This window comes from Castellaniella daejeonensis, from assembly GCF_039523555.1.
In the GTDB taxonomy this organism is placed as follows: domain Bacteria; phylum Pseudomonadota; class Gammaproteobacteria; order Burkholderiales; family Burkholderiaceae_B; genus Castellaniella; species Castellaniella daejeonensis.
This window is the reverse complement of sequence record NZ_BAAAFN010000015.1, coordinates 613,961-626,415: the sequence shown is the minus strand read 5'-3', so window position 1 is coordinate 626,415 and position 12,455 is coordinate 613,961. Positions and strand designations below refer to the sequence as shown.

At 68.3% G+C, this 12,455-nt stretch carries 7 protein-coding genes and 1 pseudogene; 5 read left to right on the top strand and 3 right to left on the bottom strand.

Annotated elements, in window-relative coordinates; all coding sequences use genetic code 11:
- Window positions 1-13 precede the first annotated feature (13 nt).
- The 3 genes and pseudogenes from ABD022_RS12600 to cas1f all read right to left on the bottom strand — a co-directional run.
- Window positions 14-2,050, bottom strand: a complete 2,037-nt coding sequence (locus tag ABD022_RS12600; RefSeq protein WP_343821564.1) for an OPT family oligopeptide transporter — start codon at window positions 2,048-2,050, stop codon at window positions 14-16.
- Between the two features lie 415 nt (window positions 2,051-2,465).
- Window positions 2,466-2,783, bottom strand: coding sequence for a type I-F CRISPR-associated endoribonuclease Cas6/Csy4 (gene cas6f, locus ABD022_RS12595; protein ID WP_343821562.1), 318 nt, complete (start codon window positions 2,781-2,783; stop codon window positions 2,466-2,468).
- Window positions 2,784-2,920: 137 nt separating this feature from the next.
- A pseudogene (gene cas1f / locus ABD022_RS12590) lies at window positions 2,921-3,220 on the bottom strand (type I-F CRISPR-associated endonuclease Cas1f); the annotation flags it as partial.
- A gap of 127 nt (window positions 3,221-3,347) precedes the next feature.
- Between cas1f and mutS the strand changes: the two are divergent.
- The 5 genes from mutS to cysG all read left to right on the top strand — a co-directional run bounded on the left by mutS (window position 3,348) and on the right by cysG (window position 12,445).
- Window positions 3,348-5,945, top strand: a complete 2,598-nt coding sequence (mutS, locus tag ABD022_RS12585; protein ID WP_325126282.1) for a DNA mismatch repair protein MutS — start codon at window positions 3,348-3,350, stop codon at window positions 5,943-5,945.
- A gap of 75 nt (window positions 5,946-6,020) precedes the next feature.
- Window positions 6,021-7,217 carry a cupin domain-containing protein gene (locus tag ABD022_RS12580; RefSeq protein WP_343821559.1) on the top strand — a complete coding sequence of 399 codons (1,197 nt, stop codon included), beginning with the start codon at window positions 6,021-6,023 and terminating at the stop codon, window positions 7,215-7,217.
- Window positions 7,218-7,368: 151 nt separating this feature from the next.
- On the top strand, window positions 7,369-9,177 hold the full coding sequence (locus ABD022_RS12575) for an assimilatory sulfite reductase (NADPH) flavoprotein subunit (RefSeq protein ID WP_325126285.1): 1,809 nt from the start codon (window positions 7,369-7,371) through the stop codon (window positions 9,175-9,177).
- 107 nt (window positions 9,178-9,284) lie between these two features.
- Entirely contained in the window at window positions 9,285-11,003 is a 1,719-nt protein-coding gene (cysI, locus tag ABD022_RS12570; RefSeq protein WP_325126287.1) for an assimilatory sulfite reductase (NADPH) hemoprotein subunit, read from the top strand.
- On the top strand, window positions 11,000-12,445 hold the full coding sequence (gene cysG, locus ABD022_RS12565) for a siroheme synthase CysG (protein WP_343821556.1): 1,446 nt from the start codon (window positions 11,000-11,002) through the stop codon (window positions 12,443-12,445). The genes cysI and cysG overlap by 4 nt, the downstream gene beginning before the upstream one ends.
- The last annotated feature ends 10 nt before the right edge of the window (window positions 12,446-12,455 follow it).

The window sequence follows — 12,455 nt, the reverse complement described above, 5'->3', positions numbered from 1 at the left end:
CAGCCCGATCGCATCAGCCTTTTCCGGCCGTCCGTGCCGCCGCAAGCACGCGCCGTGCGAACACGACGCACATGAAGGCAAAGGCCAGCAGCCCGATGACTGTGGCGGCCGGCGCGAACCCGGGGCCCGCCACGGCCAGGGGGGCATCCCCGCCGCCGGAGGCCATGGATCCCACGATCAGGATGGCCAGCACCACACCCACCAGGCTCTCGCCCACGATCAGCCCCGAAGCGAACAGCGTGCCCGTGCGCTCGCTTGCCTGGACGAGCCGCTCGCGCTCCACGCCGTCGGGCACCGCCCGGGTATCGACGCGGCGCCGGACGAACCATGAGATCAGGGCGCCCACGAACAGTGCCGTAGCCACCGTGGGCGGCAAGTAGACGCCCATGGCCACGGCCAGCGGCGGCACGCGAAACCGGGTGAACCTGCCGAGGGCTGCGTCGAGCACGATCAGGGCCGCACCCACCAGCACGCCGATGCGGATGTATGTCCAGTCGAGCGTATGGCTGAACAGGCCCTGCGCGATGGTGATCATGAGCGATGCCTGCGGCGCGGCCAGCGCCTGCGCAGGATCCATGCCCTGACGCGGCAGGCTGCCGATGAAGCCATAGGCCTCGTAGAGCAGTTCCAGCACCGGCGGAATCGTGACTGCGCCGATCACGCAACCGATGATCAGCGCCGTCTGCTGCCGCCACGGAGTCGCATGCACCAGCCAGCCCGTTTTCAGGTCCTGCAGATTGTCATTGGAAATCGCCGCCACGGCCACGACGACCGAGGTGCAGAACAACGCCAGTGCCGTCATGAAGCGCACGGATTCAGGCTTGCCCAGCAGATCCTGCGCCTGGCCGATGCCGATGAAGATCATGGACGAGGCCAGGATGGCGATCACGGCGATGCCGGAGATCGGGCTGGCCGACGAACCCACCAGGCCTGCCATGTAGCCGCAGGCGGCAGCCACCAGGAAGCCGAACACGAAGGCCAGCACGACGCCGGCCACCACCAGGGTCCAGGCGGCCAGCACAGGCAGGCCGGAGTCGGCCACGAAGGACTGGAAAGTCGCGCCCAGCAGCAGGATCATGAGCAGGGTCAGCTTCAGCAGCACCCCGGGCGGCAGGTCGGCGTCGGTGCGCTCCATCCCCGCACCGCTTCGCCCGCGCTTGAACACCGCCAGCGAAATCCGCATGCCCTCGACCATGGGCTTGATCAGCGTCAGCAACGTCCAGACGGCGGCCACGGCAATCATGCCGGCACCGATCAGCCGCACCTTGGAGACCCAGATGCCGGTGGCAAAATCCGCCAGGCTGGCACCATCGGGCATGGGTGCGAGCGAGGTCAGCCAGGGGACGGCGACCCCCCAGGACAGCACCACGCCCAGCAGCATCGCCACGCCGCCGACGATGCCGACCAGATACCCCGCGCCGACCAGTGCGAAGGACAAACCCAGGGGCAGCTGGAATACAGCGCGCCCGACGCTGAACCAGTAACCCACGCTGTCGCCGGCCACGCGCAGGCCGCCGGTCAGCAAGCTGAAACCGCCCGCCAGCACACCGCCGGCCACGATGTCACGCAATCCACCGGCCTGCCGGGCCCCCGTGCCGTCGCCAGGATGCTGCCCGACCTTGAGGATCTCGGCCGCTGCCACGCCTTCCGGATACGGCAGATCGCTGTTGACCACCAGCGCGCGCCGCAGCGGCACGGTGAACACCACGCCCAGGATCCCGCCGCAGGCGCAGATCATGGCGGTCTGCAACAGGGGAAAGCCTGTCCAGTACCCCATCATCAGCAGCGCCGGCAGCACGAAGATCACGGCGGACAAGGTGCCCGCCGCGGACGCCTGCGTCTGGACGATATTGTTTTCCAGTATGTTGGAATCGCGGAAGGCCCGCAGCACCGCCATGGAAATCACCGCCGCCGGGATCGAGGAGGCGAAGGTCAGGCCCACCTTCAGGCCCAGGTAGACATTGGAAGCGGTGAATATCAGGGTGATCAGGGCGCCCAGAACCGCACCCCGCAGAGTGAGTTCTTTCAGCGATGCGTGTGGCTCGGGCATGGCGGAGATCCTTGCAAGCGTTTGTGAAATAGACGATATGAACCGCGCATTGTGATCCATCCTCGGGGATTCGTCACGGCGCGGCGACGGGATGTTTCTCTGTTGCATGAGCGAAGGGATTGCCGCCCGTTTCGATTTTCTCAACTGCCTGCGCGGCAGCGAACGTGCTTCAGTGGGTCGGCATCCCAACGTGCGTATTTCTCAGCTGCCTACGCGGCAGCGAACGGCCGCATGATCGACGCCCGCACCCTACTGCTTTTCTCAGCTGCCTACGCGGCAGCGAACTAGACAAACAAACACTCAACTTACTGATTTTTTAAAGATCTTCAACCAACATGCCCACACTGCCCAAATTCTTGATCAGTCAATAACCCATTGATTCATAAGGGGCCCACAAGGGCCTCGTAGAAAAGGGTCAGAACCAGGGAAGTGTCGCCGTACTGCTCAAACCGTAGGTATTGAATACCCCGGATACCGCCTCTGGCTGCGGGTCTCCCAGAGCCAGGAACAGGCAAAACCGCTGCCCGGTGCTAGCGCTGCGCAATTGCACATAAGGCAAATCGGGCTGCTCTTCGACGCTATCTGGAATAGCGTGGACGGCCTCCTCGAGCCCGGCCCGGGTAATTGCGGTCTGCCATGTCCTATCCCCGCGCCGTTCGGCGAACTGATCCAGGATCCGCCGCGTTTCCGTCAGGGCACGCTTGCTGCACTGGGAAACCAGCAGGACATTCATGCACCACCTTCTTGATCCGAAGGCGGAATGACCCCTGAGCCGGAAGCCGCCATGGCGATTTCCTTGACCGTATCGATCATGAAATCCAGCGACTCACTGCGCGTCAGGGCTTCGATGCAGTTGCGGCGAAACTGCTGTTCATCATCGCCTCGCATGGCGGAAAACAGAGGTGTTCCACCCCCACCGCAAAACCCCACCAGTACGCCGGCCTTGGCCAACGCCCGCATTGCCGCCTGTGTAATGGAAGTACCTGTTCCCAGCAGAATGCTGGTGGTATTGGCGATCGGGATATTCCAGTACAGTGACCGCTTGCCTGCATCGGTCACGTATTCGACGCGACCACCATTGGCCAGCACTCGGCAATGTTCCAGGTAATAGATATTCGCCCGCTTGGAATGCAGGATCGTTTTCAGATCGGAGACCGCGATGTCATCCATGAATCTTTATGTAACACAGGAACAAGCGTAGTAACAGCCTCCTGTCGGCACCGTCCGACAGACACTACCCGCCTCATTGACCGATAATACGTACCTCCCCGTTTCACCCCCCGCCAGCACCACAGCCATGTCCACCTCCGATCTTTCCGGTCACACGCCGATGATGCAGCAGTACCTTCAGCTGAAGGCCCAGGCCGGGTCGCATCTGCTGTTCTATCGCATGGGCGACTTCTACGAGATGTTCTACGACGATGCAGAGCGGGGAGCACGCCTGCTGAACCTGACGCTGACCAAGCGCGGCACATCCAACGGGGCGCCGATCCCGATGGCGGGCGTGCCGCACCATGCCATGGAAAGCTACCTGGCGCGGTTGGTGGCGCTGGGTGAATCCATCGCCATCTGCGAGCAGATCGGCGATCCGGGCGCCAGCAAGGGGCCGGTCGAACGCAGGATCGTGCGCGTGGTCACGCCCGGCACGCTGACCGACGACGCGCTGCTGCCGGCCAACGACGACCGCCGGATCGCGGCCTGGATCATGGGACGCGGCCACGGGCGCGAGACCGTGGGGCTGGCCTGGATGAACCTGGCCAACGGCGACTTCAAGGCCTGCGAATCGACGGCGGAGCTGCTGGATGCGGAACTGGGCCGCATCGCGCCCGCCGAACTGGTCTGCGCGGAGCAGGCGGACACCCGGGCGCTCGAGGCCACGGGCCTGGAAACGGCGATCAGCCGGGTGCCGGACTGGCACTTCGAGGCCGATGGCGCGCGCGACACGCTGCTGCGCCATTTCGGCGTGAACGACGTGGGGGCCTTCGGCCTGGATCACCTGCCGCTGGCGATGCGCGCGGCTGGGGCATTGTTGCGCTACGTCGGCTCCACGCAAGCCCAGGCACTGAACCATGTGCACAGCCTGTCGGTGGATGCCGGCGGCGACTACGTGGTTCTGGATCCGGCCACCCGGCGCAACCTGGAAATCACCGATACGCTCAATGGCGGCGACGGGCCGACGCTGTTCAGCACGCTGGATCATGCCCGCACGCCCATGGGCAGCCGCCAGCTGCGCCGCTGGCTGCAGGCGCCGCTGCGCGACAATCCGCAGGCCCGCGCCCGCCAGGATGCGATCACGCAGTTCCTGCAGGCGCCGGACGCCGACGGCGCGCTGCGCGCCTTGCGGGACGCATTGCGGCCGCTGCCTGACCTGGAACGCATGGCGACCCGCCTGGCGCTGGGCACAATCCGCCCGCGCGAGCTGGCCAGCCTGCGCGAAGCGCTGGCCGGCCTGGACACGCTGGCGCAGGCCACCGCATCCGCTTTCGATGCCCGGGGGCTGCTGGCCGATTGCCTGAAAGACGTACCGGTGGATCCGGCGCTGCATGCGTTGCTGGCCCGTGGCATTGCCGCCGAGCCCGCCCCGATGGTGCGCGACGGCGGCGTGATCGCACCCGGCTACGACGCCGAACTGGACGAACTGCGCCAGCTGGCGGGCGACAACGGCGCCTTCCTGCTGGAAGTCGAGGCCCGCGAACGGGAACGCACCGGCATCGCCAACCTGCGCGTGGAATACAACCGCGTCCACGGCTTCTTCATCGAGGTCACGCGCGGCCAGACCGACAAGGTGCCCGACGACTACCGCCGCCGCCAGACGCTGAAGAACGTGGAACGCTACATCACGCCCGAGCTGAAAGCCTGGGAAGACAAGGTTCTTTCGGCCCGGGACCGCGGCCTGGCCCGCGAAAAGCTGCTGTACGAGCAGATCCTGGCTCAGGCCGCCGAGCACGCCGCAGCCCTGGCGCGCAGCGCCGCAGCCCTGGCGCGCATCGATGCGCTGGCCGGACTGGCCCACCATGCGCGCGCCCACGGCTGGGTCGCACCGGAGCTGACCGACGACATCTGCCTGGACATCGAGGCCGGCCGCCACCCGGTGGTGGAACACAGCATCGAGTCCTTCACCCCGAACGACTGCCGCATGGACGAAGAACGCCGCATGCTGCTGATCACGGGGCCGAACATGGGTGGCAAGTCGACCTACATGCGCCAGGTGGCGCTGATCGCGCTGCTGGCGCGGGCCGGCAGCTACGTGCCCGCCTCGCGGGCGCGCATCGGCCCGCTCGACCGCATCTTCACGCGCATCGGCGCCGCCGACGATCTGGCGGGCGGGCGCTCGACCTTCATGATGGAAATGATGGAGGCCGGGGTGATCCTGGGCGCGGCCACGCCGCGCAGCCTGGTCCTGATGGACGAGATCGGCCGAGGCACGTCCACCTACGACGGCCTGGCGCTGGCCTGGGCGATCGCCCACCGGCTGTTGACGCACAACCGCGCCATGACGCTGTTCGCCACGCACTATTTCGAGATGACCCGACTGCCGGAAAAGACCCATGGCGTGGTCAACGTCCACCTGGCGGCGGCCGACGCCCCCGATGGCGTGGTCTTCCTGCACGAAGTCCGGCCCGGCCCGGCCAGCCAGAGCTACGGCCTGCATGTGGCCCAGCGCGCAGGCATTCCGCCGGTGGTGATCCGCCATGCGCGCAAGGAACTGGCCGAACTGGAAGCCCGCAACCGGTCGGAATCCCAGCTGGCGCTGTTCGTGCAGCAGGCCGAGGAAGAATCCGGCGGCGACCCGGATGCGCCCCTGCGCGCCGCCCTGCAGGCGCTGGATCCCGACAGCCTCAGCCCGCGCGAAGCGCTGGAACTGATCTACCAGCTGCGCCGCGACTTTCTCTGACCTGGGGCGGCCCGGGCCTCGGGCCGGACCACCCCGCTGCGCGCAGGCGCCGGCCCACACCACAGGACACACGTCATGCACACTCCGATCCCCGACCTCGACCGGCCCACGCCCCTGCTGGGCGGGCTGACCCCCAGGGAATTCATGCGCGACTACTGGCAGAAGAAACCCCTGCTGGTGCGCCAGGCGATTCCCGGCTTTCAGCCGCCCGTCACGATCCGCGACGTGCAGACGCTGGCCCGCCGCGAGGAAGTCGAATCCCGCCTGATCACCCATGGCGAGCGGGGCTGGTCCCTGAAGCACGGCCCGTTCCGCCGGCTGCCGCCCGCCACGCAGCCGAACTGGACGCTGCTGGTGCAAAGCGTGGATCTGCACGACGATGCCTCGGCTGCGCTGATGCGGCAGTTCCGTTTCATTTCCGACGCCCGGCTCGACGACCTGATGATCAGCATCGCCACCGACGGCGGCGGCGTCGGCCCCCACTTCGACAGCTACGACGTGTTCCTGCTGCAAGGCCACGGGCGGCGCCGCTGGCGCACCAGCCGGCAGGCCGACCGGGCCCTGGTGCCGGGGCTGCCGCTGAAGATCCTGGCCGACTTCCAGCCGGAGGCGGACGACATCCTGGAACCGGGCGACATGCTGTACCTGCCCCCGCACGTCTGCCACGACGGGGTGGCGATCGGCAATGACTGCATGACGCTGTCCATCGGCTTTCGCGTGCCCAGCCAGGCCACCCTGGCCCGCGGCCTGCTCGAGGCAGCCGCCGACCAGATCTCGGCGCAACACCTGGGCGACCCGGGCCTGTACGGCCACCCCTGCCTGCCGGGCCCCGACCTGGCCGCGCTGTACACCGATGCCGGCGAGCCCGCCACGCGCACGCCGGCCGCGCTGCCCGATTCGCTGGTGCAGGCCACGCTGGACACCCTGTCCAAGGTGCGCCTGGACCGTGCCGTGGCGGCCCGGTTCCTGGGGCAATGGCTGACGTCCCTGCCCGATAGCGCCCTGTTCGACCCGGCCGACGAACCTCTGTCGCTGAGCGCCGGGGTGCCCGCCTCGGGCCGCCTGACGCTGGACCGCTGCACCCGGCTGATGTACTGCGGCCAGCAGGTCTTCATCAACGGCGAGGTCGCGCCCCTGGCGGCCAACCCCGGCCTGGAAGCGCTCGCCGACCAGCGCATGCTGGACGCCGGCACGGTCGGCCAACTGCCCCCCGAGACCCTGGCGGTCCTCGACGAATGGCTGTCGGAAGGCTGGCTGCACTGGGAAGACTGAAGCCGCGCCGCGGGCCGGGACACCGGCCCGGTTGCGCCATCATGTCGGGCAATTTACTTATATCCGCATAAAAACATAAGCATCGGTTCGTTCACGGCATGAAGGAAGCGTCCCAGAATGGACGCTTCCCTCATTTCGACAAGACCGTGCCATGCTCGCGCCGAACTACCTGCCCGAAGCCCATCATGCCCTGATCGCCGAACTGGCCGACAACCTGGAATCGTCCAGCCTGCACTGGCTATCCGGCTATTTCGCGGGTGTCGCCCAGGCGCGCCAGCCCGCGCGGGAAGCCGCGCCCCCGCTCACCGTGGCCGCCGTCGCCGCGCCCGACACCGCCCAGCGGCTGACCATTCTTTACGGCAGCCAGACGGGCAATGCCAAGCGCATCGCGACCGGCCTGTACGAAAAAGTGCTGGCCCAGGGCCTGGAGGCGCGCCTGGTGCGGGCCGACCAGTACAAGACCAAGGAACTGAAGGACGAGCAGCTGCTCTACGTGGTCATGAGCACCCAGGGCGACGGCGATCCGCCGGACGATTCCATCGCCTGGGTCGAATTTCTGCTGGGCAAGCGCGCGCCGAAGCTGCCCCGGCTGAAATATGCCGTGCTGGGACTGGGCGATTCCAGCTACCCCTCGTTCTGCGGCATTTCGCAAAAGATCGACGCCCGCCTGGCCGAATTGGGCGCCCAACGCCTGCAGGATCCGGGCACGGCGGACCTGGACATCGAGACGGTCGCCACCCCCTGGCAGGACCGGGCCCTGGAACAGGCGCGCGAGGCGCTGAAATCCGCCGCGCCCGCGGCGGCCCACCAGGCCACCGTCACGCCGCTGCGCCCCCAGGCCGAGAAATTCACCCGCGACCGCCCTTTCCAGGCCGAAGTCCTGCTGAACCAGCCCATCACGGGCCGCGACAGCGACAAGGACATCCGCCACATCGAACTGTCGCTGGACGGCAGCAAGCTGCAATACGAACCCGGCGATGCCCTGGGTGTCTGGCCCGTGCAGGACGACACCCTGGTCGCCCGCGTGCTGGCGGCCACCGGCCTGAACGCCGCCGATGCCGTCGAGCACCAGGGCACTTCGCGCCCCCTGGGCGAATGGCTGGGCCGCTACCGTGAGCTGACCGTGCTGACCCGCCCCTTCCTGGCGGCTCTGGCCGAGCGCGCGAAGCAGGACGACCTGACAGCTCTGCTGGAGCCCGGCGCCCGCGACCGGCTGGCGTCCTACCTGGGCACGCACCAGTTGATCGACGCCTTGCGCCAATGGCCGGCCCATTGGACCGGGCCGGAGCTGGTGGCGGCCTTGCGCCCGCTGACGCCGCGCCTGTATTCCATCGCGTCCTGCGCGGCAGTGGCCGAAGACGAAGTCCACCTGACGCTGAGCCATCTCGCCTTCGAGACAGAGGGCGAATCCCGCTGGGGCGTGGCCTCGCATTTCCTGGCGGAACGGGCCGAAGGCGACACGGTGCCAGTCTTCATCGAGGAAAATTCGCGCTTTCGCCTGCCGGCCGATGCGGCCCGCGACATCATCATGATCGGCGCCGGCACCGGCGTGGCGCCGTTCCGCGCCTTCGTCCAGGCGCGCGCCGAGGCGGACGCCCCGGGCCGCAACTGGCTGTTCTTCGGCAACCCGCACTTCACCAGCGACTTCCTCTACCAGGTCGAATGGCAGCAGGCGCTGAAAGACGGCCACCTGGACCGCATCGACCTGGCGTTCTCGCGCGACCAGGCAGAAAAGATCTACGTCCAGCACAAACTGCTGGCCCAGGGTGCCGACGTGTACGACTGGATCCAGGCGGGCGCCCACGTCTACGTCTGCGGAGACGCCGACCGCATGGCCCGCGACGTGCATGCCGCCCTGCTCGAGATCGCCCGCGACCATGGCGGCCTGGACGAGGAAGGCGCCCGCCAGTGGCTGGACGACCTGGCCGCGCAGGGCCGCTACGCGCGCGACGTCTACTGAACCCGCCGCCGCATGCGGCATCGCCCGGCCGGGTTTTGCGCCCGGCCGACCCGATTTCCATGGCCCGGCCCGATGGGCCGCCCCCTCTTTCGACCACGAATCCCGACATGAGCATTTCCCCCCTGTCCCCCCTGGAAGACATCAAGACCGGCAGCCGCTTCCTGCGCGGCACCATTGCCCGGGAACTGGACAATCCGGTCACCGGCGCCATTCCCGAAGCCGACACCAAGCTGCTGAAATTCCACGGCAGCTACATGCAGGACGACCGCGACATCCGCGACGAACGGCGCAAGCAGAAGCTGGAACCCGCCTACGCCTTCATGGTGCGTGCGCGCCTGCCGGGCGGCGTGATCAGCCCCGACCAGTGGCTGGCGCTGGACGAACTGGCACAGAAATACGCCACGCGCGGCCTGCGCATCACCACGCGTCAGACCTTCCAGTGGCACGGCATCCTGAAACGCAACCTGCGCGCCTTCATGCAGGGCATCCACGACGCCCGGGCCACCACGATCGCCGCCTGCGGCGACGTGAACCGCCAGGTGATCAGTTCGGTCAACCCGCACCTGTCGAGCCAGCACGCACTGACGCAGGAATGGGTGCAGCGCCTGTCCGACCATTTCCTGCCGCACACCAGCGCCTATGCCGAGATCTGGCTGGGCGGCGAACAGGTCGGCGAGGCCGTCGACGAGGAACCCATCTACGGCAACGACTCCGCCTACCTGCCGCGCAAGTTCAAGATCGGCATCGCCATTCCGCCGACCAACGACTGCGACGTCTTCGCCAATGACCTGGGGCTGGTCGCCATCATCGAGAACGGCCAACTGCAGGGCTTCAACGTGGCCGTGGGCGGCGGCATGGGCGCCACGGCGGGCGACCCGACCACCTATCCCCGGCTGGGCACGCTGATCGGCTTCACCCGGCCGGAGAACGTGGTGGCCGTGGCCGAAGCCGTGGTCACCCTGCAGCGCGACCACGGCAACCGCAGCGAACGCCAGCACGCGCGCCTGAAATACACTGTGGACCGACTGGGCGTGGACTGGTTCCGCGAACAGGTCGGCCTGCGCAGCGGCACGCCCCTGGAACCGCTGCGCCCCTACCGTTTCGAGCGCAACGGCGACCGCTATGGCTGGGCCCGCGGCGAGGACGGCCGCTGGCACCTGGGGCTGTACATCGCTTCCGGCCGCCTGTGGGACCGCGACGGCCTGCGCCTGCAGACCGGCATGCGCGAGATCGCCAAGGTGCTGAAAGGCGAATTCCGCCTGACGTGCAACCAGAATCTGGTGATCGCCAACGTCGACGAATCCGACCGCGCCGCCATCGACGCGCTGGTCGGGGAATACGGACTGGACGGCTACAAGGAACAGAGCGGCATCCGCCGCCACCACATCGCCTGCGTCGCGCTGCCCACCTGCGGGCTGGCCATGGCCGAAAGCGAGCGCTACGCGCCCATCCTGCTGCCCAAGCTGGAAGCCCTGCTGGACACGCACGGCCTGCGCGACGCGCCGATCCTGCTGCGCCTCTCGGGTTGCCCCAACGGCTGTTCCCGCCCCTACCTGGGCGAGATCGCCCTGGTGGGCCGCGCCCTGGGGCGCTACGACCTGCGCCTGGGGGCCGACTTCATCGGCGAGCGCCTGAACGTCCTGTACCGGGAAAACATCACCGAGGCGGAAATCCTGTCCAGCCTGGACGCCTTGTTCGGCCAATATGCGCGCGAACGCGTCGCGGAGGAAGGTTTCGGCGACTTCCTGGTGCGCACCGGCGTGATCCAGGCGGATCCGCGCAACCCGCACACCGCGGTTCCCGATCGCAAGGCGAGCGCGGCATGAATCACTTTCCGCTGTTTGCCGACCTGAAGGGCCGCACCGCCGTCGTGGTCGGCGCGGGGCTGGTGGCGGAACGCAAGATCGTGCTGCTGCGCGCGGCGGGCGCCCGGGTGGTCGTGAGCGCCCGGGCGGCCCACCCCCAGGTGCTGGCGCGCGCCCAGGCCGGCGAGATCGATCTGCGCCTGGGCGACTTCGATCCCGCGCTGCTGGACGAAGCCTGGCTGGTCGTCGCGGCCACCAGCGATCGCGAGCAGAACCGGCGCGTGGCCGCCGCCGCCGGGATGCGGCGCCTGTTCTGCAATGTGGTGGACGACCCCGAACTGTCCAGCGTCCAGGTGCCGGCCATCGTGGACCGGGCGCCGATCACCATCGCCATTTCCTCGGGCGGCGCGGCACCCGTGATCGCCCGCAGGCTGCGCGAACGCATCGAATCGCTGTTCGATCCGGCCCTGGGCGCCCTGGCCGCGCTGGCGCAGCGCAAGCGCCCGGCCATCCGCCAGGCGCTGCCGCAATTGCGGGCGCGGCGGGCCTTCTATGACTGGCTGCTGGACGGCCCCGTCCTGGGTGCCCTGCGGCGCGGCCGCGCCGCCGAGGCGGAATCCCTGCTGGGACGCGCCCTGTCCACCCGCACCCCGCCCCCGGAAGGCAAGGTGCTGCTGGTCGGCGCAGGCCCGGGCGATCCGGGCCTGCTGACCCTGCGCGGCCTGCGCGCCCTGAACGAAGCAGACGTGATCCTGGCCGACCGCCTGGTCAGCCCCGCCATCCTGGCCATGGCAAGGCGCGATGCGCAGGTGATCGACGTCGGCAAGGCACCCGGCGGGCCACATGAATCCACGCAGGCCCGCATCCATGCACTGATGGTGTCGCATGCCCGACAGGGGCGTTGCGTGGTGCGGCTGAAGGGCGGGGACCCGATGGTCTTCGGGCGCGGCGGCGAAGAACTGCAGCACCTGAAGCGCCACGGCATCGCCTACGAAGTCGTGCCCGGCATCACGGCCGCCCTGGCCTGCGGCGCCTACGCCGGCATCCCGCTGACGCACCGCGACCATGCCCAATCCCTGACCCTGTCCACCGCGCATCGCCGCGCGGACGCATCGGGGCCAGGCCGACCCGGCGCCATGCGGGACGGCGCCGATGACCGGACCCGGGTGTACTACATGGGGGTGGAGCGTCTGCCCGAGCTCAGGGCCCGTCTGCTGGCCGAAGGCCATGCGCCTGGCCTGCCCTGCGCGCTGGTGGAAAATGGCTCGCGGCCGGAACAGCGCACGCTGCACGCCACGCTGGGCTCGGTTGCGGAAGAAGCCCGCCGCCATGCCATCCGGTCGCCCGCCCTGATCATCGTCGGCGAGACTGCCGCCCTGGGCATGGACCTGGCCTGGTTCGGCGAAACACTGCACACGGCGGCTGCCGGGCAGCCCGCCGAACCGCAGCAGACTGCGGCCTGAGTGGTGTTTC

What these genes read in the sequence shown, in the direction of transcription:
- ABD022_RS12600 (WP_343821564.1), bottom strand. Translation starts at nt 2,050, where the DNA reads ATGCCCGAGCCACACGCATCGCTGAAAGAACTCACTCTGCGGGGTGCG.
- cas6f (WP_343821562.1), bottom strand. Translation starts at nt 2,783, where the DNA reads ATGAATGTCCTGCTGGTTTCCCAGTGCAGCAAGCGTGCCCTGACGGAA.
- mutS (WP_325126282.1), top strand. Translation starts at nt 3,348, where the DNA reads ATGTCCACCTCCGATCTTTCCGGTCACACGCCGATGATGCAGCAGTAC.
- ABD022_RS12580 (WP_343821559.1), top strand. Translation starts at nt 6,021, where the DNA reads ATGCACACTCCGATCCCCGACCTCGACCGGCCCACGCCCCTGCTGGGC.
- ABD022_RS12575 (WP_325126285.1), top strand. Translation starts at nt 7,369, where the DNA reads ATGCTCGCGCCGAACTACCTGCCCGAAGCCCATCATGCCCTGATCGCC.
- cysI (WP_325126287.1), top strand. Translation starts at nt 9,285, where the DNA reads ATGAGCATTTCCCCCCTGTCCCCCCTGGAAGACATCAAGACCGGCAGC.
- cysG (WP_343821556.1), top strand. Translation starts at nt 11,000, where the DNA reads ATGAATCACTTTCCGCTGTTTGCCGACCTGAAGGGCCGCACCGCCGTC.